Here is a 21,955-nt window from a genome sequence, read left to right on the forward strand (position 1 = left end):
CAGCTAGTTGCAATATAGCTCAAGTGAAACTCATTTGGGTTGTATGGTTAAGTGACTAAGCGTATACGGTGGATGCCTTGGCAGTCAGAGGCGATGAAGGACGTAGTAACTTGCGAAAAGCGTTGGCGAGCTAGTAACAAGCATTTGAGCTAACGATGTCCGAATGGGGGAACCCACTCACATAAGTGAGTATCTTAACGTGAATACATAGCGTTAAGAGGCAAACCTGGGGAACTGAAACATCTAAGTACCCAGAGGAAAAGAAATCAACCGAGATTCCCCTAGTAGCGGCGAGCGAACGGGGATTAGCCCTTAAGTCTATGGGGTGTTAGTGGAATGTGTTGGAAAGCACAGCGGCACAGGGTGATAGCCCCGTACATGAAAACTAACCATAGATGAAAACGAGTAAGGCGGGACACGTGACATCCTGTTTGAATATGGGGGGACCATCCTCCAAGGCTAAATACTCCTGACTGACCGATAGTGAACCAGTACCGTGAGGGAAAGGCGAAAAGAACCCCTGTGAGGGGAGTGAAATAGAACCTGAAACCGTATACGTACAAGCAGTGGGAGCGGTACTTGAGACCGTGACTGCGTACCTTTTGTATAATGGGTCAGCGACTTACGTTTTGTAGCGAGGTTAAGCGAATAGCGGAGCCGTAGGGAAACCGAGTGTTAACTGCGCGTTTAGTTGCAAGGCGTAGACCCGAAACCCGGTGATCTAGCCATGGGCAGGTTGAAGGTTGAGTAACATCAACTGGAGGACCGAACCGACTTATGTTGAAAAATGAGCGGATGACTTGTGGCTGGGGGTGAAAGGCCAATCAAACCGGGAGATATCTGGTTCTCCTCGAAAGCTATTTAGGTAGCGCCTCGAGCGAATACCATTGGGGGTAGAGCACTGTTAAGGCTAGGGGGTCATCCCGACTTACCAACCCTTTGCAAACTCCGAATACCAATGAGTACTACTCGGGAGACAGACGGCGGGTGCTAACGTCCGTCGTCAAAAGGGAAACAACCCAGACCGTCAGCTAAGGTCCCAAAGTGTATGTTAAGTGGGAAACGATGTGGGAAGGCTTAGACAGCTAGGATGTTGGCTTAGAAGCAGCCATCATTTAAAGAAAGCGTAATAGCTCACTAGTCGAGTCGGCCTGCGCGGAAGATTTAACGGGGCTAAACATACCACCGAAGCTACGGGTGCATTTCATTAGAAGTGCGCGGTAGAGGAGCGTTCTGTAAGCGGTTGAAGGTGAAGGGGTAACCCACACTGGACGTATCAGAAGTGCGAATGCTGACATGAGTAACGATAAAGGGAGTGAAAAACTCCCTCGCCGAAAGACCAAGGGTTCCTGTCCAACGTTAATCGGGGCAGGGTGAGTCGACCCCTAAGGTGAGGCCGAAAGGCGTAATCGATGGGAAACAGATTAATATTTCTGTACTTCTGCTAACTGCGATGGAGAGACGGAGAAGGCTAGGCTAGCGCGGCGTTGGTAGTCCGCGTTTAAGGTGGTAGGTAGATTTCTTAGGCAAATCCGGGAAATCACTCTTTAATGAGTAATGCCGAGAGCTGATGACGAAGTCCTAAGGGACTGAAGTAGTTGATGCCATGCTTCCAGGAAAATCTTCTAAGCTTCAGGTTAGTAGGAATCGTACCCCAAACCGACACAGGTGGTCGGGTAGAGAATACCAAGGCGCTTGAGAGAACTCGGCTGAAGGAACTAGGCAAAATGGTACCGTAACTTCGGGAGAAGGTACGCTCCTGGCGGTGATGAGACTTGCTCTCTAAGCTGCTGGGAGTCGCAGATACCAGGTGGCTGCAACTGTTTATCAAAAACACAGCACTGTGCAAAATCGCAAGATGACGTATACGGTGTGACGCCTGCCCGGTGCCGGAAGGTTAATTGATTGGGTTATCGCAAGAGAAGCTCATGATCGAAGCCCCGGTAAACGGCGGCCGTAACTATAACGGTCCTAAGGTAGCGAAATTCCTTGTCGGGTAAGTTCCGACCTGCACGAATGGCGTAATGATGGCCACGCTGTCTCCAGCCGAGACTCAGTGAAGTTGAAATTGCGGTGAAGATGCCGTATACCCGCGGCTAGACGGAAAGACCCCGTGAACCTTTACTATAGCTTGGCACTGAACATTGAACCTACATGTGTAGGATAGGTGGGAGACTTTGAAGCTTGGACGCTAGTCTGAGTGGAGTCGTCCTTGAAATACCACCCTTGTAGTTTTGATGTTCTAACCTGGACCCCTTATCGGGGTTAGGGACAGTGCCTGGTGGGTAGTTTGACTGGGGCGGTCTCCTCCCAAAGAGTAACGGAGGAGCACGAAGGTTGGCTAAGTACGGTCGGACATCGTACGGTTAGTGCAATGGCATAAGCCAGCTTAACTGCGAGACATACACGTCGAGCAGGTACGAAAGTAGGTCATAGTGATCCGGTGGTTCTGAATGGAAGGGCCATCGCTCAACGGATAAAAGGTACTCCGGGGATAACAGGCTGATACCGCCCAAGAGTTCATATCGACGGCGGTGTTTGGCACCTCGATGTCGGCTCATCACATCCTGGGGCTGAAGTCGGTCCCAAGGGTATGGCTGTTCGCCATTTAAAGTGGTACGCGAGCTGGGTTCAGAACGTCGTGAGACAGTTCGGTCCCTATCTGCCGTGGGCGTTGGATGATTGAAGGGAGCTGCTCCTAGTACGAGAGGACCGGAATGGACGAACCGCTGGTGTTCGGGTTGTTATGCCAATAGCATTGCCCGGTAGCTACGTTCGGAATCGATAACCGCTGAAAGCATCTAAGCGGGAAGCGAGCCCTAAGATGAGTCATCCCTAGAGCTTTAAGCTCTCTAAAGGGCCGTAGGAGACTACTACGTTGATAGGCAAGGTGTGTAAGCGTTGTGAGGCGTTGAGCTAACTTGTACTAATGACCCGTGAGGCTTAACCATACAACCCAGATGGGTTTTACTGATACGCACTTAGTATTAGAATAGAGCACTTAAATGGTGTGAGAATACTCAAGCAATCAGCTTTTCGAATTATTATTTAATGCCAAGGCGTTAAATAAACAAAATTTGTCTGGAAACCATAGAGCTGTGGTCCCACCTGAATCCATTCCGAACTCAGAAGTGAAACACAGTATCGCCGATGGTAGTGTGGGGTCTCCCCATGTGAGAGTAGGTCATTTCCAGACACCTAATAAGTACGAAAGCCCGTTGTTAATGCAACGGGCTTTTTTTGCGTCTTTTTTTTCGTTTATTTGCCTGTAATACCAATTATGATTGAAATGTGATCTAATTGCGTAATACCATGATGCCGATCGGTCAATACCATTCAAGCCGATCACTTTTTTGTTCGCCAGTAGACCTCCGTAAAATCTAGCTTCAGTGATCGGCTTCAGTCAAGGTATTTAGTTTTTTTCGCATCGATTCGCCTTTTAATTCCAACTTTATTGCTCCGTGAACAAGTCGATCTAGAATCGCATCAGCATGTGTCGATTCTCCTATCATTTCATACCAATTTTCTATCGGTAATTGACTGGCAATTAATGTCGATTTTGTATCATATCTTGCATCAATTAATTCCAATAAATCACTACGTTGTTGAGCCGTTAATGGCTCTAATCCCCAATCATCTAAGATCAGTAAATTAGCAGAGCTAAGCTTGTTGATCAGTTTTCGATAACTACCATCGGCTTGCGCTAAGAACATCTTTTCTAATAGCTCCTTGAGCCTAAAATAATAAACGCTACTCCCTTGTTGGCAGTGGTTTTGACCAAGAGCGCAAGCGAGGTAAGTTTTGCCACACCCCGTTGCTCCCGTAATCAAAATATTTTGGTGAAGGCGAAGCCATTCACCTTGTGCTAATGAACGGATCTGAGTTTTATCGAGTTGTCGTGCTGCGCCATAGTTGAGTTGAGCAAGCGTGCCACCAACTCTGAACTTTGCTTGTCGAGTTAGGCGGTCAATTTTACGCTGGTCACGCTGCGTTATTTCATGCTCAAGCAATAAACTTAGCCGCTCTTCGAAGCTTTGTTCTACGTATAGATTAGGTTGTTCAAGTTGCTGTAATAGCGCATCACGTATGCCGCTTAGCTTTAAGTTACTTAACTGGTTATTGACTTGTTGATTGATATTTTTCATAAGATTTCCTTTGATTGGTTAGTTTTTATTAATGGTAATAGTTATTGCCGCGGATATTTTTATGATCAATATCTTGTAGCGAATCACCCTGAGCTTGTGGCAAGGGTTGCTTATCCAAGCCTTTTTCTAAGATGGTTTTCACTTGTTTTACGCGAGTAACACCTGTGGCTAATGCGCGATGACAGGCGGCTTCAAGACGTTGGTCTGTAAACTTCTTGCCTAGGCTTAATAACCCCATACAAGCACGGTAGCTTTGCTCTGGATGCTTTTTAGCTTGCATCAATTGCATAACAAACTGCTCGGTTGATTTACCAAACTGACTTGCCCAGCGCTCAAATCGCTGCGGTGTCCATTGCTGTTGTTTTTGGTGAGCGATAGGCATATGTAGCTCAAGTGTTGTATGCGCACCTTCTCGGTATGATCTGGGGTGAACAGCGACTCGTATGCCTTGATGGTAGAGTGTCACCAATTTTCCTGAGGCATGTGCTTCAAGTTTTTGCTTGATCAAGGTATGTGGCACTGAGTAATAGTGCTTTTCAATCTCAATATGATAATCAATATGTACGCTCACTTGTTTCACTAAGGTGTAGCTGTAAGGCAGCATGGGCAATGGTTTTAACGCTGGTTTATCAATGGCTTCAAATTGACTTAATCGTGAGCCAGGATGTTTTTTCATTTGTCGCTGATTTAAATCGATGAGTAATTCTTGAATCTTTAGATTTAATTGACGCAAGCTAAAGAAGGTTTCATTACGAAGACGTGCCATGATCCAACGTTCAACAATTTGTACACCCACTTCAGCCTTGGCTTTATCCTTTGGTTTATAGGGTCTTGCAGGCACAATGACGGTATCGTAATGCGTCGCTAGTTGTTGGTAGGTTGGGTTTAAGTCAGGCTCATATCGGCAGGGTTTGGTGACGGCACTTTTAAGGTTGTCAGGAATGATCTGCTCAGGAACACCACCAAGAAACTCAAAACAACGGGCATGACTCATCACCCAATCTTCAAGTTTCTGGCTGTAAGTCGCTTCGGCATAGGTATAATTTGATGCCCCCATGACCGCGACGAACACTTGTGCAGTACGGCATTCGCCTGTACTTCTATCAACAATACTCATGGTTGGGCCACAGTAATCCACAAACAGTTTTTCACCAGCTTTATGGTTTTGTCGCATCGAGGGTTTTTGGCATTTAAGCCATGCCTTGTACTGACGGCAGAAGTGAGTGTAACTGTAAAAACCTTCCGCGTGCCGCTCTTTGTATTCTTCCCAAAGCAGCAACAACGTCATGGTTTTAGGCCGAAGCTCTTGTTGAACTAACGACCAGTCAGGAATGGTAAAGCCTTTTAAACGAGGCTTTGTTTTGAAAAACGCTTGTTGTAGAGAGTTATCATCCCACTTCTCATCAAGCGGCCAACAAGTAATGTCTAGCTCTGCTGATTTACAGGCATATTTAGACACGATTGAGGGTGAAACAGATAAGCTTTTTGCTATCTGACGATGACTGAGTTTACAGCCGTATTTTAGTCTTAAAATTTCTTTGAGTTTACGCATTGAAATAGGTGCCGTTGGCATGGTTATTCTCATCATCAAAAATGAAAAGAATAACGGTTAAAAACACCTACTGGCAGACAAAAAAGTACAAAAAACGAACGGTACTATTCAAGCCGATCACTCAATACTATTTTGACCGAAAAGTGATCGGCATCGATGGTATTGAGTGATCGCGATGAATGGTATTAGGTGATCGGCTTAGATGGTATTAGGTGATCGCGATGCATGAGAATATGCACTAATAACAGCACAACATTCAACCCCGTTTATGCATGAAAACGTTAACCTACCAAGAAATACTCAATTACGCTAAACAAGAGAAAAAAGCTAATAAGAGGATCCGCTTATTAGCCGTTGCGATGTTTATGCAAATTAATAATCGCTCAGAAGTCGCCAGGCGCTTAAATGTCAGCCGTCGAAGTGTGAATGATTGGGTATCAAGCTTCTTGAACCAAGGTTTAGCTGGTCTAGATGACAAGCCTCGCATAGGTAAAAAGAGTCGATTGACCACTAAGCAGAAAGAGCAAGTGTACCTGTTTGTTAAGGATGCGGCACATTCCACCAAAGGTGGCCGCTTAACCGCACGGGATATTCAGGAATTTATCACCTCACAATACGATGTCTCGTATAGCCATTCACATGTTTATTGGTTATTGCATAAGCTGGGGTTTAGTTGGATAACCAGTCGTTCTAAGCATCCCAAGCAATCTGATGAGGCTCAAGAAACCTTTAAAAAAACTGCAAAATAAAGCGATCGATATACTCCCAGTCCATGTTCCTTTTGATCGCGTTGATATTTGGTTTCAAGACGAAGCACGATTTGGCCAACAAAATACAACAACCAGACTTTGGGCTCCAAAAGGCTCTCGACCAAGATCGGTGAGGCAACAACAATTTGAGTACGCTTATCTTTTTGGCGCAATTTGCCCCGCAACCGGTGCAACAGAAGCCCTAGTTACGCCTTTTGTTAATCAAGATGCAATGAGGCAGCACTTGAAACAAATATCAGAAGCCACTGCAAATGACCGTTATGCGCTAGTGATCCTTGATGGTGCGGGTTGGCATACGCAAGACGTTGCCGCTGAGTTTGATAATCTCTGGATACTGAAATTGCCACCCTATTCTCCAGAGCTAAATCCCATTGAACAGGTTTGGCAATGGCTACGCCAGCATTGTCTCGCTAATCGTAGTTTTAAAGATTTTAATGATATTGTTGAGGAATGCTGTCGTGCATGGAATACATTCATTGAGTGCAAGGACAGGGTAAAAAGATTGTGTCACAGAGATTGGGCTAAACTGGGAAGTCTTTAATCGTAATTGGTATAAATGACCACTCGAAAGTGAGCGTCCGGGCAAGTACGTCGTCAACTGCTTTCATTGAGCCTTTATCGTAAGTGTCCGGCAACGTCTTGCTACGCATTATTAATTTTTTGTTTTAAATCATATGAATCATCAGTGACAACGCGTTCTAGTACTTCGATTCGTTGACGTAGTGCGTTTATTTCATCATGCAGCGACTTATTATTATTTGCCTGCTCGTTTAATGCCACTGCTTGACGCTCTTTTAACTTCATAATGCTGACGATGAAGCTGCCAATTATCGCGATTATTGGGATAAGTAACGCCATTGTTGCTGTGCTCATAATCTGTCCTTGATGATTATCTGTTGTTTTTTAATATTGATTATTGTGCCAAATTAAAATTTAATTACCAGTGACAAAAGTCATGTTGTAATTACATGAGATATTAGTAACAAGTCAGCTGTCCAGGTAAGATTAAAAATAACATAAAAACAATGGCTTAAATTTTTAATTCGTCATGTACTTATTATTTTTATTGTTTGCTATTGAAAAATTATCGCTCGTCCATATATCTATTTTGTAGCAGGAATGATGAACAAAATGCCCGAATGGGATTTTGTAAACCTGCTTAAACAGTGCCGTAAGGGCTGTTAACCACATGACTACTTTTATGAAAAAGTGGTCATTATTTTACATATTGCTTTAGACAAGGATATGAACATGCGAAACTTTAATCTTACTCCCGATTTAGCCCCTCTTTACCGTAGCGCAATTGGTTTTGATCGTTTAGCTCAATTAGCTGAACATGCAGCTGCCAATAATGCTAACAGTGGTTACCCACCTTATAATATTGAATTACTTGGCGAAAATCGTTATCGGATCACTATGGCGGTTGCAGGCTTTGCAATGTCTGAGCTAGACATTATGAGCGAAGGTGAAAAACTGTTAGTAAAAGGCAATAAAACAACTAAGAATGATGATCGTAAGTATTTACACCAAGGCATAGCTGAACGAGGCTTTGAGCGTACTTTCCAATTAGCAGATTATGTTCGAGTTGTGGGCGCTGAATTAGAAAACGGCTTATTAAATATTGATTTAGTCCGTGAAATTCCTGAAGCGATGAAACCACGAAAAATTGATATTGTGAGTACAAACACACTAGGTTAATTTTGTGTGGCCCATTATATGGGCAGATAAAGTGATGGCTAAAACATACGGTTACCACTTTATTGTTTATCTGTTCTCTATTGTTTATCACTCCCCAATTTTGCTTATTGCTTATGCCTAGTATCTTTTTGATACTAGGTTTTTTTGTTTAACAGCACAGGCCCAGGGCCCTGTGCTGCGAGTACGTCTTCTGGGTTATACAAGGGGCAATGGTTCATCGATAAACAGCCACAGCCGATGCAGCCTTCAAGCGAATCTTTCAACTTTTGTAATTGATTAATACGTTGCGTCAGAGTGTCTTTCCACATCAGTGATAAGCTAGCCCAATCTTGTTTTGTGGCTGTTCGTCCATTGGGCAGAGACGCAAATGCACTGCCAATCTCATCTAATGATATGCCTAATTGTTGTGCTGCTTTGATAAGTGAAATCCGCCTTATCACATCCCGTGAATAACGGCGCTGATTACCTTGATTACGCATACTACTGATCAGGCCCTTTTGTTCATAGAAATGGATTGCTGAGATGTTTATGCCGCATCGTTTAGCAACTTGACCAACACTGAGTTCTGTATCAATTGTCATCGTGTTTCCTTTTTTTTGATTTTTACAAATATAACACTTTACCTCAAGTTAACTTGAGGTATTAAGCTGTGCAATGTCAAATTATGAAGGAGTAACAAGATGAGGCTAGAACATTTAAATTTAGTCGTGAACGATTTAGAAGAAACATTAATCTTCTATCGTGCTGCGTTTCCCCATTGGCGCGTTCGTGGTGGCGGTAAGTCGACATGGCATGGTACACCACGTAAATGGCTTCACTTTGGCGATGACTATCAGTATTTGTCGCTCAATGACTCTGGGACCGGAGCTGCGCGTGATCTTAAAAGTAATGCTATTGGTTTGGCTCATTTTGCTTATGTTGTCGATAATGTGGATGCGTTAGTTGTAAGGCTGGCAAACGTAGGTTATCAAATTGCGATTATGGGCGCCGTTAACGAGGCTTATAAAAGTCGTTATTTTATTGACCCAAATGGTTTTGAGGTTGAATTTGTTGAGTATTTGACTGATATTCCCAGTGAGCGCAATCAGTATGATTGTTGATGTAACACAGGGCTTATTACTGTCGTTATAAGCCCTGTTGTGATTATTCTATTAAATGGTGTTATTTAAGGTAGTCTGATAAGTCGCTGTTGGCGGCAATCTCGACTTCTTGTTGTTTACCATGAAATAAATAAGCAGTTTGATCGCCAATTAAGGTGAGTGTTTCCCCTTGTCGCCATAGCGCACTGCCTTCTTGAATGCCAATAACCGGGGTTAATGGATCGACAATGGTGAACTCTAATAAGCGTTGAGCGCGAGTTTCGCCGTTATGACCTGGTAATTGGTAATTGGTGTAATGTGGATTCAATTGAAAAGGTAAAATACCTAACGCGGTAAAAGAGGGCGGTTCAACGATTGGCATGTCGTTTGTGGTTCGAATGCTGGTACCTGTAATGTTTGAACCCGCACTCCAGCCTACGTATGGCATACCATTTTGTACTTTTTCGCGAATTAGATGCACTAAATCGTAACGATACAACTCGTTTAGTAATTGAAAGGTGTTACCACCGCCAACCAAAACACCATCAGCGTTTTCAATTGCCTGTTTTGGATCTGCAAATTGGTGAATACTGCTGATACTTATAGGTAATGGTGCGAGTGCGGTTTTGACTTTGGTTAAATACTCATCATAACTTACGCTGACGCCAGCATAAGGAATAAATACCCAGTGTTGTCCAGGTTTTGTCAGTGGGCGAATGAGTTCAACTGTGTGAGTTAAATAAGCCGAATCACCAACGCGAGAGGCACTTAACATTAATGCGTTAATCGTCATGAAAATCCTTTTTGGTTATATTTTTAGCTAGTTTATCAAAGATTAATCCGTGCAAACATGGAGTTTATCATGGTTTGGTATTTTTCAGTTTCAATTAAGAATCCCTGCATAAACTCTGCTCGCTAGATTTTTGAGTCTGTTTTATTTGCCTAAAAAAAGTCATAAATCTTTTTTAATATTTATAAGCTTGAATTCTAAAATTATGGACATATTATGTCTATAGTAACAATCGTTAATCGGCATTTTGCCATACAGGAGCTTAAATGAAGCGTATATTTTTGTTGATTGCAACCAACTTAGCCATTTTACTGGTTGCCTCAATTGTCATGTCTATTCTAGGGGTTAATACCCAAACTATGGGTGGACTGTTAGTATTTGCTGCCATTTTTGGTTTTGGTGGCGCATTTATCAGTTTAGCCATTTCAAAATGGATGGCCAAAAAGACCATGGGTTGTGAAGTCATTACCCAGCCTCGTGACAATACAGAGCGTTGGTTAGTTGAAACGGTTGCTCGCCAGGCTAAACAAGCCGGCATTAACATGCCAGAAGTGGCCATATATCAGTCGCCTGAAATGAATGCGTTTGCGACAGGGCCAAGTAAAAACAATTCGCTTGTTGCAGTAAGTTCTGGCTTGCTTTACGGCATGACACAAGATGAAATCGAAGGGGTGCTTGCTCATGAGGTCAGTCACGTAGCCAATGGTGATATGGTGACACTAACCCTTATTCAAGGTGTGGTGAATACCTTCGTTATTTTTGCTGCACGTGTTGTTGCTGGGATCATTGATAACTTTGTATCAAGTAATGACGAAGAAGGCGAAGGCCTAGGCATGTTTGCCTATATGGCGGTTGTTTTTGTACTTGATATGTTATTTGGTATTTTGGCATCAATAATCGTGGCTTACTTTTCACGCATTCGTGAATTTAAAGCTGATGAAGGTGCTGCGCGCTTAGCCGGTAAAAGTAAAATGATTGCTGCATTAGAGCGTTTACGTCAAGGCCCTGAGTCTGGAGCTATGCCTGCTCAAATGTCGGCATTTGGTATTAATGGCAAGCGCTCAATGGCTGAACTGATGATGAGCCACCCACCATTGGAAAAACGTATAGCAGCATTAAAAAATAGCTAATATATACAGTTGTTTGTTCTGTATATTACAATAAGGAGCCTAGTGCTCCTTATTTGTTTTATAGCCCTTTTCTATGCTTAAATACGTAAAGTAAAGATAGCGTGATTTTGTATTTATGATTTATAGTTAAATTGCTCTGTGTAGTTTGCTGTTCATCCATCACCTTGGCCAAATGTTCTTTCAAGGTTTTTTCCGCATAGTGACGTAAGCCAGAGACTTTTATATGTAGTTATTTAACAAAAAGTCGATAACGACGTAAAAAGTTATTTAATGCAAACCGACACTATCTGCTAAGCACGTTTTACTTTTTTGTAGAATACACCTTTGCGAATAAACCGCTTAGGTGACTTGGGCAAAGCCCATTTGACTCGATTAACATTCTGTTTGCTCTAACGAAATTAAACTAGCTCAGAACAATCGGCCCTAATAGATGAACTGTTACTAGGCCAAATGAGTTGCGGTTAATGACCGTTAGCGATAATGCCGGTGATGGGGTTAGTCACCAATATTGATATGTTTTTTAGGAAGGTGATATGTTAAAGACAGCTATTTCTCAGTCTCAACTTAGGGAGTGGCAGCAGGAGATTAATGATATCTCTGCCGAATTTCGTCTTACTGTTACATTCAATCAGCTCAATACAAGGGATCATCGTTTTGAGGCGCTTTGTATCAGTCAATCAACTCCCGAGCGTGTCTGCCAACAGCATAAAATTAGTTTGTTGCAATACATTAATGCGGATCTTGAAAAACACACCCAGGACAGTACTACTCCTGAAGTAGATATACATCATCAGTTAATTCGCAGTAAAGAAGGACACATTATTGCGGCGCTGAGTTTTAGTGCTGTGAATCACGATTTAGATAAACTCGGCCTATTCCAACCGTTAAGTGCAATTCAAGTTCGTATCGCTGATATGTTGAGTAATGCTATTTGTGTGTATGTAAACAGTAGTGATTTGGACATTAAGAGCGACACGGGCATTTCTCATGCTGTTGATGTTCAGGCTTTTATCAACGCATTTGATGAACATATTTGGATTAAAGACCTTCATGGCATTTATATCGGCTGCAATAAAAGTGTTGAGCGTGCCTGGCGTAAAACAACAGATCAAATTGTGGGTAAATCTGACTTTGACTTGTTTGATAAGCGCACCGCTGATTCGTTTGTTGAAGGCGATAAATTAGCTATCGAGACTGGTACAACTGTGGTGGTATCAGAGTGCGAGGAAGTCGATTTACATTTTAATAAAGTCTGGCTTGAAACAATTAAAGCCCCCATTCACGATGATCAAGGTCAGCCAATCGGGGTGATTGGTATGACGCGAAATATCGCTAAACATAAAGAGGCGCAAGAGCAATTGGTGTTAGCGGCAAATGTATTTCAAAATGCCGTAGAAGGGGTCGTGATTACAGATAGTGATGGTAATATCACAGAAATTAATCAAGCATTTACAGACATTACTGGCTATAGCCGAGAAGAGGTGATGGGTAAAAATCCCAGCATATTAAGCTCTGGCCGCCATCCTAAAAGTTTCTTTGAGCGTTTATGGAATACCCTGCTAGTACAAGGTAAATGGCATGGAGAAATTTGGAATCGTCGTAAGCACGGAGCTATTTTTCCGCAAGCAATCACCATTAGTGCTGTTTTTGATAAGCAAAATATTATTCAATATTATGTGGCGGTATTTGCTGATATTTCTGTCCAAAAACAAAATGAAGAAAAGCTCAAAAATCTAGCTTACTTTGACCCCTTGACACAATTGCCTAACCGTATGCAATTTATGTCGTTAGTTGAACAAGAGTTAAGTCATTCTAATCGTGCGAAAAAGCAATTAGCGATTATATTTTTAGATATCGATTTTTTTAAACACATCAATGACAGTTTAGGCCATGTGATTGGTGATGAAATTCTCGTTGAATTAGCTAAACGTTTGTCTTATGCATTATCGGACTATGATGTACTTGCACGTTTAAGCGGTGATGAATTTGTTGTAATGCTGCCCAGTATTTCGGGAACGGATTCGGTCACCTCATCGGTAGATAGGCTTCGCAGCGTTTTTGAGCGCCCGTTTATTCTCGATAATGCTCAGTCAGTCAGATTGACTGCAAGCATGGGCGTGGCAATTTACCCAAGTGATGGTGATGACCATGACAGTTTATTGCGCAATGCTGATGCAGCAATGCACCGGGCAAAACTTGATGGACGCAACAACTACGCGTTTTATACTGAGTCAATGACAAAGCAAGCTGTGGCTCAACTAAAACTGCAAACCGCATTGCATCAGGCAATGGCTCATGACGATTTTTACCTTGTATATCAGCCCAAATTAACACTCAAAGACAACACAACTTGTGGTTTTGAAGCCCTAATTCGCTGGCATGATCCTGTTTTAGGTGACATTTCCCCAGGTGAATTTATTCCGCTGGCTGAAAAGATTGGCTTAATTTGGGGAATAGGCTTATGGGTGTTAAAAACAGCCTGTTTACAGGGCGTTGAATGGCTAACGCAAGGAAAATCTTTTGAGCGTATTTCGGTAAACGTTGCGAGTTTACAACTTAATCGATCTGATTTTGTTGATCAGGTTAGGTTGATTTTACTGGAAACCGGTTTGCCTGCAAAACACCTAGAACTTGAAGTGACAGAGTCTTGTATGATGCACGACCCTGATGCCATTATTCGTGATTTAAAGTTACTCGGTGCAATGGGAATTGCATTGAGTATTGATGATTTTGGTACAGGATATTCATCTCTTAATTATTTAAAGAAATTGCCCATTGATAAGCTTAAAATTGATCAATCCTTTGTGCGTGATATTCCTCATGATTCTAACAATACCGCTATTGCGAAAGCCGTTATTGCATTAGGGCATGCGCTGAATTTACAAATTATTGCCGAAGGGGTAGAAACCCAAGCCCAGGCAGATTTTCTGCGTGAAAACGGATGTGATTTAGCTCAAGGGTATTTATACAGTAAACCTCTATTACCCAGTGCATTAGAGGCTTTTTTACCATTGGTGAGTGAGCATAAAGCTTAAAAATTGCACTATTATAACCAACCAACCTGAAGATACGCGAGCATCTTTAGGTTGATTGGGGATATATTAAAAGCCAAGCAATAAGCTGGCTTTTAATTGTTTTTGCTGTGAGATTAGTACACTAGCACTATGCGTATACGTCTACATTAACCGTTGATGATGTACTGCTGGCAGTTTCTGTTTCACCATTGTTGTAAATATTGCTCAAAGCTTCATAAAAAATACTGCCGATATCTTCATCTGACAGACCTTCAGTCATAGGCTTTAACTCATCTAAAACCGATTTTAACTCGACCTGCTGTTCTTGAGTTAATGAGGCTAACATTTCAGAAGTTGATTGTTGCTCCTCTTCGGTTAATGAAGATACCGCGTTTTCTAACCCAGGTGGTACACCGTCTTTTGGCGGCGGCGGACCATCTGGTCTTGGTGGACGTTGTGTATTTTCTGTCGAAGACATTTGAAACGATGTACTGCTGCTAGTCACTTGCATATTAACTCCTCATCAACGATCTAAAATGAATGTTTAGGGTCTGTTGATCTTTCAAGGTTGTTTTTGCAGCGAATTGTTGGTCTTTTATACAAGGCAGAGACTTTGATGTGTAGTTATTCTACATAAAAAGTCGATAACGCAGTAAAAATGGCCAACAAACACTGCCTGAAAGGTTCGGCTAAAAACGTTTTACTCTTTGTTGAATGGATTTTGCTTAGATGACTAGGCATCAATCCATTCGCCTCGATTAAAACGTTTTTAACTCGAACAAAATTTAACCAGCAAAGGTCAACAGACCCTAGCTAAAAGTGTTAGTTGCGTTTCTTTTGGCCTTGTTGCATATCTTCTGGTGGGTTATCCGGTACGGCAACAAGCTCACCATTGATCAATTGACAGGTTGCTTCAATGCTATCACCACGAGGGGTTTCAAAGCTAACCTGAGTATTTTCAGCACTATTTGCACATGCCTCTATTGCTTCTTGTGGTGGCTTGCCTCCTGGTGGATTAGCCAACACACTTGCAGATACAAGTAAACTCAGTGTAACAAAACCAATACTGATTGGGTTAAGGGTCATGGTGACGCTCCTTGGTTAGGTATTACGAGTAATATATCTGATGATTGTGAAGAAAGTGTGCAGAAATCAAGGAGATTATAATCAGAAATTACAACTGACTAGTTTGCGGCTATATTGCTGGTTATACTGTAATTTATGCAAATCTCTCAAAAATTATTTTTAGCCTTTGTTGGCTTAACCAGTATTGTACTTATCGCCACGTTATCGTTAGCGAGGTGGAGTTTCGATCAAGGTTTTTTAGACTATATAAACAGTTTAGAACAAGAACGTTTGGCCAGTTTATCAGAAGATTTACTCACACTTTATGCGGCAAGTTCTCCTCAACCCATCGAGGAAGGTGAATCATTAATTACTTGGCACTCCGTGAGTCAAAACACCTTGAATCAGGCGATTTTAGCCCATTCTCCACAGCCTAGGATCCCGCGGGATACCAATGCTGAGGGTGTTAATATGCCACCACGATCAGCAAATAGGGCTCCTGATCGTTTACCAGAACAGGCCAGACAAGGTCCTCGTTCGCCTCCACCACATTTAAGACCGCCGGTAGCGAACAAGCATCGTGGTGGGCCACCAACCGGGTTGTATTCAGCTGAAGAGCAATATATAGCGGGAACGGTCATCGATAAAAAAGCCAACAGTATTAGCTATCCATTAGTGTATAACCAGCAAGTTGTTGGTTATATATTGAGTAACCCAATACGAGAAATAGAGTCATCTTCTGCTACAGCTTTTGCAAAACAGCAACGCTGGACTAGCTTGGCGATAGGCCTTGTTTGTTTATTGCTTGCCAGTGCATTAGCCTGGTGGTTGGCTCGCTTTTTGTTGGTGCCAGTAAATCAGGTGATGTTGGGCGTATCGTATTTGTCTAAGGGTGATTATGACCAACGTTTAGCAGATAATAAACGAGCTGATGAACTAGGAATGTTAATGACAAACATTGATCATCTAGCAATGACATTAGCTAAAAATCGTAGCGCCAAAAACCGTTGGTTAGCCGATATATCGCATGAATTGAGAACCCCTTTAAGTATTTTATGTGGTGAAATAGATTCGATTAAAGCGGGCATAAGGCCATTTGATCATGTGCAGTTAACCTCTATTGAACAAGAGGTGTTAAGAATGAAGCACCTGGTTGATGATTTGTATGAGTTGTCTTTGTCTGACGTTGGTGGCCTTAGATACCATTTAAAAAGTGTTAATATTAGCGAGTCATTAGAAACGACACTGACGAGCATTACCGCAACCATTCAAGACAAAGGCTTAACGTTAACCAAACAGATTACTCCCATGCTGTTTGTGTCGGCTGATGTGAGAAGGTTAGAACAATTATTCATCAATTTATTGATGAATGCGATGGCCTATACTGATAGCCCTGGTGAAATCAATGTTCAGTTAATTCAAAAAGCCAATATGATCTATTTGATTATTAATGACACCAAGCCCAGTGCATCCGAAGCAGAATGTGAATGCCTTTTTGAACCTCTTTATCGTCAAGACAGTGCAAGGACACGCAGAGGTAGTGGTGCGGGTTTAGGATTGACTATTTGTAAAAACATTGTTGAAGCACATAATGGCTCTATTAGTGCCGCGCCATCAAATATGGGCGGATTATGTATTAAAGTTCAATTACCTTTGTTGAGGAACTCATTATGAGTGGATTTGCTCATCAGCAACCGATGACAGTCTTAGTGGTAGAAGATGAACCTAAAATAGCGCAAATTTTAGTGGATTTCTTGCAGTTAGAAGGATTTAACACGCTGGTTCAATATGATGGTCGTGATGTAATTGAGACCATTAAAACCAAGGCAATTGACTTTGTGATTTTAGATTTAATGCTGCCTTACAAAGATGGCTTAACGATTTGTAGAGAAATTCGCCAGTTTTCTATGTTACCAGTATTAATGCTCACCGCCAGAGTCGATGAAATTGACCGTTTAATGGGGCTTGAGCTAGGTGCTGATGATTATGTGTGTAAGCCGTTTTCGGCCCGTGAAGTGGTCGCTAGAGTTAAAACCATTTTAAGACGGGTAGAAAACACCCAAGGTAGCCAGAATGAGCAAATTATTCGCTATAAGCATATCGATTTAAATATTGAACGCTTTAAGTGTCACGTTGATCAACAAGAGGTTGAGCTTACACCGGTAGAGTTTAGGTTGTTACAAACCTTGCTTAAACGCCCTGGGGTTGTCCATTCTCGCGACAGTTTAATGCAAGTGTGCTACGTCGATGATCGTATTGTCAGCTCACGTACAATTGATAGCCATGTTAAAAACTTACGCCACAAACTGGCTCAAGTTACAAAACAAAAAGAAGTATTGCATTCTATTTATGGGGTTGGCTATAAAGTAGAGTGATAAGCCCGCGTTAAGCTTAAATATGGCCATTTAAGGCATCAATTTACTCTTTATCCTCAATATCTGCACCCTGTCTGCACATTTGCTGAGTAATATACCTGTAAAAGGACTTTCAGGTTTATATTTATGTTTTCATTGATGATTTATTTACTGTTGTGTTGTCAATCATTTATGGTTATTAGCCTATTGATTGTATTTTTGACTCATGACGATTCGACTAAATTAACAGAGCAATCTTACTGATTTGCTACAGCATTTGTTATTCACAGTTCAGGTGAGTTGTAATTTTTGAATAACATTGATTAACGTCACTCTGCTTTTTTACAAAGCATAATATTCATTTTGGTTTATTTTGCTGATCAAAAAATCACTATCTCTTAGGTCGCTAACGCCAAAATTTTATCAATCATTGCAATAATTGGATCTCATTGACCGTTTACAATCTTTATTTTTTTCTTAGGCTCTGTGGTTCTATCAGGCATCTTTTTGCATTAAAGTTCGATAAATCGGTATCTTCATGGTTTTTTTTCGTTAAATACTTTTGTTTACTCGCCCAGTGGCTGGCTTTTGTTTAGAATGTGGCTGTTATTGGTGTTGTTTTGTAGAGTGTACTTTGCTAACTGTGTAAGCAATGGCCTATAACAAGTTCATAAGATACTTTTCCACTGGCACTGGCCATTCGGAATACATTTATACTGAGGTGGACTGTTTTTCTGCCTAGGAGCATTAATGCAACTGTTTGTAAAAGATTTAACCGTTATTGATTTTTCTTACCTGTGCCCAATTAGAGGCATGGTGGGTGAAAGCTGGATTGTTGATGTTCTGCTTGATGGCGGCTTAGATGATCAAAATATGGTGTTAGATTTCGCTAAGGTAAAACGCACCATTAAAAATACCATCGACGATGTCGCTGATCATCGCTTGCTCATTCCTACAGCTTGCAGTGAAGTGCGCTGGCAACAAAAGGGTGACAGAGTATGGATGGACTTTTCGAGTCAAAAAGGGGATATCCACCTTGCATGCCCATCACAAGCATTTGCTTTGATCCCAACTGACATTATTGATTATGAAAGTGTTAACGATTTTTTAAAAAAAGCCCTTCGCGAAGTATTACCTGAAAATGTGCAAGGGATCAGCTTAACTCTGCGCAGTGAAGTGTTAAATACGCCGTATTATCATTACAGTCATGGTTTACGTAAACACGACGGTAATTGCCAACGTATTGCTCACGGACACCGCAGTCCTGTTACCGTATTTGAAAACGGCATTGCCGAACCTAAATGGGACCAATATTGGGCAGATCGTTGGCAAGATGTGTACTTAGGTACTGAAGAAGATCTTGTGTCAGTCAATACGCTAGAGCTGTCAAAGCAAACTAATATCAATGACGAAACCCATTTTGGTTTTCACTACATGGCGCCACAAGGTGATTTTCAGTTGGCCATGCCAAAACAATGTTGTGATTTAATTCCTCACGATACCACTGTTGAGTTGTTAGCAGACTATATGGCCAGTACCTTGGCAAGCAAGGTGCCTGAAAGTCATTTTAAAGTCATCGCATATGAGGGTATTGGTAAAGGGGCTATTGCGGTTAAAGGTTAATATATTCAAATTTGGGCTGCCAGAAGGTGGCCCTTTTTTTATCTTTTTGTGTTTAATACAAGGAATTCAACGTGATGTTTTTTTGCAATCACCATTAAAGACACTAACCACTGCCGCGATGTTTTGTGCTTGTGTGTGCAGTACAGCTGCAATGGCCGTGACTTTTCAAGGTACATTTGAACAAGGCGCATTAGTTCGCGGTACTGTGCCGCCAGGCAGTAAAATTTTACTGAATGGTGAACCTGTAAAAGTAACGCCAAATGGGCAGTTTGCTATTGGTTTTGATCGCGATGCCAAATCAGATCAGATGTTGAAAGTGACTTATCCTGATGGTTTGACAGAAATTAAGCCGCTAAAAATCGCCGCCAAACAATATAAAATTGACCGAGTAAGCGGCATTAGTCAAACCATTATGAAGCCTGACCCTGTTGCGCAGGCAAGAGCGGTTAAAGATGCTGAACAAACCCGAGCCGCACGAAACATATTCACAGAACAGCAAGCCTTTATGCAGTCGTTTATTTGGCCTGTTACAGGCCGAATATCAGGCGTTTATGGTAGTCAGCGAGTGTATAACGATGTTCCTGGAAATCCTCATTTTGGTGTTGATGTTGCGCGCCCAACTGGAACCGTAGTTGTTGCGCCTGCTGATGGCGTCATTACGTTAGCAGAACCTGATATGTTTTATTCAGGTGGTACTGTAATTATTGACCACGGCTATGGCGTGAGTTCTAGTTTTTTACACCTCAGTAAATTGTATTTAAACGTTGGCGACAAAGTAGCGCAGGGCGATAAAGTGGCAGAAATTGGCGCAACAGGCCGAGTAACTGGTCCGCATTTAGATTGGCGCTTAAACTGGTTTCAAATGCGTTTAGACCCTGTATCAATTGTACCGCCAATGGAAAAAGTATTAGCTGCCCAGCAGTCGGCAAACTGATTTATTAAAAAGTGAACTCGCGCCTGGTGTTGGCCAAGCTAATAAGGTGGTTAGATGCACATACAGCTAGATGATTTGCAAAGCACAGGTGTAATTGAGTTATTACAAGCACATTTAGCGGACATGTATGCCACCTCGCCACCCGAAAGCGTGCATGCATTAGATATAGATGCATTAAAACATCCAAGTATTACCTTTTGGTGTGCAAAGCAACATAATGTCGTTCTTGGTTGTGTGGCAATAAAAGAGCTTAATAAAGCCCATGGTGAAATTAAGTCAATGCGTACAGCTGCAGCCGCGAGAAACCAGGGCGTGGCGACAGCGTTGTTGTTGCATTTGCTCAGTGAGGCGAAACGTCGTGGTTATCAGCAGTTGAGTTTAGAAACTGGCTCAATGGATTTTTTTGCCCCCGCAAGACGTTTGTATCAACGCCATGGCTTTGAATACTGCGGCCCATTTGCAGACTATCAAGCTGATCCTAATAGTCTGTTTATGACCAAAGTCATTGATTAAGAGAGTTAAGAACAGCGTTGATTATGCCCGAGTCGTGTAACGATTTTACTGTTCGCTGGCGATAATGGTTTGAATATCATGAGGATGCACTTTTACACAAATCCCCTTAGTTTTAAAAGCGATAGTTGGGTTGGCTAAACGCTCGTTATCGCCTTTAGGTGAACTGAGTTTTATGTTAATTTCACCGATACCAGCATGAGCATTATCAATAATACTTGCCAATTGTGGGACTTGCTCAATCAGTTCTGCCACGAGTGCTTCACAGGTTTGCGCTTGCGACGGAAACACTAATTCAATATGTTCCCAACCTTCAACTGGGTAGGTTTTATCTGACGGAAAGGGCAACTCAACACAGTCAATTTGCATTTTGCCCATGATTAACGGCTTGGTTAACTTGATGATTAAAATGGGTCTGCCGTTGATCATATTGTTGGAGATAATGTCACCATGTTGACTAAACTCATCTGCTAAAAGCTGCGCTGTTTGATGGTGGTTTACACGTAAGGCGGCGTGATCTGCCTGCAAACATAAATGATCTAGGCCTAATTGCTCAATAAAGGCATTTATTTGCAGGCTAAAGTCAGCCCAGGTGTGTTGTAACTGTTGGTAATTCATTTGCTTACTCAAATTTAACAAAAAGCGGTATTCATGGCTGTGGTTTATGGCCAGATTTCAATCGGCGTGCCCGCATCAATCATTTGCCAAAGCTCGTCCATTTCTTTGTTGGTCACGGCGATACAACCGTTGGTCCAGTTGTATTTTTGTGCTTCTTCTGGCGGTAATGGAGAGCGAGGATTCTCACCGTGGATCATGATCATCCCGCCAGCACTTATTCCTAAGGCATCAGCACGTAATTTATCTTCTTCGTTAGGGTATGAAATATGAATCGATTTATAGAAGGCGCTGTCGGATTTTTTATAATCTAATGTGTAGCGGCCTTGAGGGGTACGTTGATCACCTTCTTTTAATTTATGGCCTTGTGGCATATCACCCATGGCAATAAGGTAACTTTTGACTATTTTGCCGTCGCGCATAACTGATAAACGAGATTCAGACTTGTTTACAACAACAAGATCGACTTTTGCGTGTAATGCCTGTGATGATGAAGCATTTACCAACAGAGGGCTTAAAGATACCAACATGAATAATATGGACAGCGCGCGCATGAAATCTCCGTAAATCAATGACCATTTTAATTTTTATTGTAAAATGACTTATTCCGAATGTTAACACCCGGCAGTCAATGTTAGATTTTAACGATAACAAAGGTTAATTGATACTGAGTTAA

At 41.9% G+C, this 21,955-nt stretch carries 19 protein-coding genes, 2 rRNA genes and 1 pseudogene; 12 read left to right on the plus strand and 10 right to left on the minus strand.

Features of this window, described 5'->3' with window-relative positions; translation table 11 throughout:
* Window positions 1-45: 45 nt before the first annotated feature.
* Together K8B83_RS11020 and rrf are read left to right on the plus strand one after the other, a co-directional pair.
* Window positions 46-2,951, plus strand: a 23S ribosomal RNA gene (locus tag K8B83_RS11020).
* Between the two features lie 129 nt (window positions 2,952-3,080).
* Window positions 3,081-3,196: ribosomal RNA gene (gene rrf / locus K8B83_RS11025) — 5S ribosomal RNA — on the plus strand.
* A 190-nt stretch (window positions 3,197-3,386) separates the two neighbouring features.
* Here the strand turns inward: rrf and istB are convergent.
* Both istB and istA read right to left on the minus strand, forming a co-directional pair.
* Entirely contained in the window at window positions 3,387-4,145 is a 759-nt protein-coding gene (gene istB / locus K8B83_RS11030; protein WP_011637026.1) for an IS21-like element ISShfr5 family helper ATPase IstB, read from the minus strand.
* Window positions 4,146-4,173: 28 nt separating this feature from the next.
* Window positions 4,174-5,718, minus strand: coding sequence for an IS21-like element ISShfr5 family transposase (gene istA / locus K8B83_RS11035; RefSeq protein ID WP_160056813.1), 1,545 nt, complete (start codon window positions 5,716-5,718; stop codon window positions 4,174-4,176).
* Between the two features lie 251 nt (window positions 5,719-5,969).
* Between istA and K8B83_RS11040 the strand changes: the two genes are divergently transcribed.
* Window positions 5,970-7,008, plus strand: a protein-coding gene (locus K8B83_RS11040; protein WP_223417175.1) for an IS630 family transposase whose coding sequence is annotated in 2 segments (ribosomal slippage) — window positions 5,970-6,436 and window positions 6,435-7,008 — 1,041 coding nt in all. Because the reading frame shifts where the segments join, the coding sequence is not laid out codon by codon here.
* Between the two features lie 101 nt (window positions 7,009-7,109).
* Here K8B83_RS11040 and K8B83_RS11045 read toward each other — a convergent pair.
* Window positions 7,110-7,340: a hypothetical protein gene (locus tag K8B83_RS11045; protein WP_223417176.1), complete on the minus strand. Its 231-nt coding sequence runs from the start codon at window positions 7,338-7,340 to the stop codon at window positions 7,110-7,112.
* A 378-nt stretch (window positions 7,341-7,718) separates the two neighbouring features.
* Here K8B83_RS11045 and K8B83_RS11050 point away from each other — a divergent pair, with 378 nt between their 5' ends.
* Complete coding sequence (locus tag K8B83_RS11050) at window positions 7,719-8,165, plus strand: Hsp20 family protein (RefSeq protein ID WP_188740785.1); 447 nt, start codon at window positions 7,719-7,721, stop codon at window positions 8,163-8,165.
* Window positions 8,166-8,299: 134 nt separating this feature from the next.
* On the opposite strand, the gene soxR is transcribed toward K8B83_RS11050, so the two are convergent.
* Window positions 8,300-8,746, minus strand: coding sequence for a redox-sensitive transcriptional activator SoxR (gene soxR, locus K8B83_RS11055; RefSeq protein ID WP_223417177.1), 447 nt, complete (start codon window positions 8,744-8,746; stop codon window positions 8,300-8,302).
* 99 nt (window positions 8,747-8,845) lie between these two features.
* Here soxR and K8B83_RS11060 point away from each other — a divergent pair, with 99 nt between their 5' ends.
* Window positions 8,846-9,265 (plus strand): VOC family protein, encoded by a 420-nt coding sequence (locus K8B83_RS11060; protein ID WP_223417178.1) that lies wholly within the window; start codon window positions 8,846-8,848, stop codon window positions 9,263-9,265.
* Between the two features lie 61 nt (window positions 9,266-9,326).
* On the opposite strand, the gene pepE is transcribed toward K8B83_RS11060, so the two are convergent.
* A complete protein-coding gene (pepE, locus tag K8B83_RS11065) occupies window positions 9,327-10,037 on the minus strand; it encodes a dipeptidase PepE (protein WP_223417179.1) in 711 nt (236 codons plus the stop codon).
* A 263-nt stretch (window positions 10,038-10,300) separates the two neighbouring features.
* Here pepE and htpX point away from each other — a divergent pair, with 263 nt between their 5' ends.
* Window positions 10,301-11,164, plus strand: a complete 864-nt coding sequence (gene htpX / locus K8B83_RS11070; RefSeq protein ID WP_188740789.1) for a protease HtpX — start codon at window positions 10,301-10,303, stop codon at window positions 11,162-11,164.
* A 533-nt stretch (window positions 11,165-11,697) separates the two neighbouring features.
* Window positions 11,698-14,199, plus strand: a complete 2,502-nt coding sequence (locus K8B83_RS11075) for a sensor domain-containing protein (protein ID WP_223417180.1) — start codon at window positions 11,698-11,700, stop codon at window positions 14,197-14,199.
* Window positions 14,200-14,326: 127 nt separating this feature from the next.
* Here the strand turns inward: K8B83_RS11075 and K8B83_RS11080 are convergent, their stop codons facing one another.
* From K8B83_RS11080 to K8B83_RS11090, 3 genes and pseudogenes are all read right to left on the minus strand, one after another.
* A complete protein-coding gene (locus K8B83_RS11080) occupies window positions 14,327-14,689 on the minus strand; it encodes a hypothetical protein (RefSeq protein WP_223417181.1) in 363 nt (120 codons plus the stop codon).
* A gap of 20 nt (window positions 14,690-14,709) precedes the next feature.
* Window positions 14,710-14,919: pseudogene (locus K8B83_RS21735) on the minus strand (hypothetical protein).
* A gap of 81 nt (window positions 14,920-15,000) precedes the next feature.
* Entirely contained in the window at window positions 15,001-15,264 is a 264-nt protein-coding gene (locus K8B83_RS11090; RefSeq protein ID WP_188740792.1) for a hypothetical protein, read from the minus strand.
* Window positions 15,265-15,399: 135 nt separating this feature from the next.
* Between K8B83_RS11090 and K8B83_RS11095 the strand changes: the two genes are divergently transcribed.
* The 5 genes from K8B83_RS11095 to K8B83_RS11115 all read left to right on the plus strand — a co-directional run bounded on the left by K8B83_RS11095 (window position 15,400) and on the right by K8B83_RS11115 (window position 20,667).
* Window positions 15,400-16,917, plus strand: a complete 1,518-nt coding sequence (locus K8B83_RS11095) for an ATP-binding protein (RefSeq protein ID WP_223417182.1) — start codon at window positions 15,400-15,402, stop codon at window positions 16,915-16,917.
* On the plus strand, window positions 16,914-17,618 hold the full coding sequence (locus K8B83_RS11100) for a response regulator (protein ID WP_188740794.1): 705 nt from the start codon (window positions 16,914-16,916) through the stop codon (window positions 17,616-17,618). Before K8B83_RS11095 ends, K8B83_RS11100 begins: the two co-directional genes overlap by 4 nt.
* Window positions 17,619-18,347: 729 nt before the next feature.
* Window positions 18,348-19,220, plus strand: coding sequence for a 6-carboxytetrahydropterin synthase (locus tag K8B83_RS11105; protein ID WP_188740795.1), 873 nt, complete (start codon window positions 18,348-18,350; stop codon window positions 19,218-19,220).
* A gap of 118 nt (window positions 19,221-19,338) precedes the next feature.
* Window positions 19,339-20,154, plus strand: coding sequence for a M23 family metallopeptidase (locus tag K8B83_RS11110; RefSeq protein WP_223420053.1), 816 nt, complete (start codon window positions 19,339-19,341; stop codon window positions 20,152-20,154).
* A gap of 54 nt (window positions 20,155-20,208) precedes the next feature.
* Window positions 20,209-20,667, plus strand: a complete 459-nt coding sequence (locus K8B83_RS11115; protein ID WP_223417183.1) for a GNAT family N-acetyltransferase — start codon at window positions 20,209-20,211, stop codon at window positions 20,665-20,667.
* Window positions 20,668-20,712: 45 nt separating this feature from the next.
* Here K8B83_RS11115 and K8B83_RS11120 read toward each other — a convergent pair whose 3' ends face one another.
* Together K8B83_RS11120 and K8B83_RS11125 are read right to left on the minus strand one after the other, a co-directional pair.
* On the minus strand, window positions 20,713-21,282 hold the full coding sequence (locus tag K8B83_RS11120; RefSeq protein ID WP_188740797.1) for a VOC family protein: 570 nt from the start codon (window positions 21,280-21,282) through the stop codon (window positions 20,713-20,715).
* A gap of 44 nt (window positions 21,283-21,326) precedes the next feature.
* Entirely contained in the window at window positions 21,327-21,809 is a 483-nt protein-coding gene (locus K8B83_RS11125) for a L,D-transpeptidase family protein (RefSeq protein ID WP_373284947.1), read from the minus strand.
* Window positions 21,810-21,955 lie beyond the last annotated feature (146 nt).

This window comes from Shewanella inventionis (genome assembly GCF_019931735.1).
Classification (GTDB): domain Bacteria; phylum Pseudomonadota; class Gammaproteobacteria; order Enterobacterales; family Shewanellaceae; genus Shewanella; species Shewanella inventionis.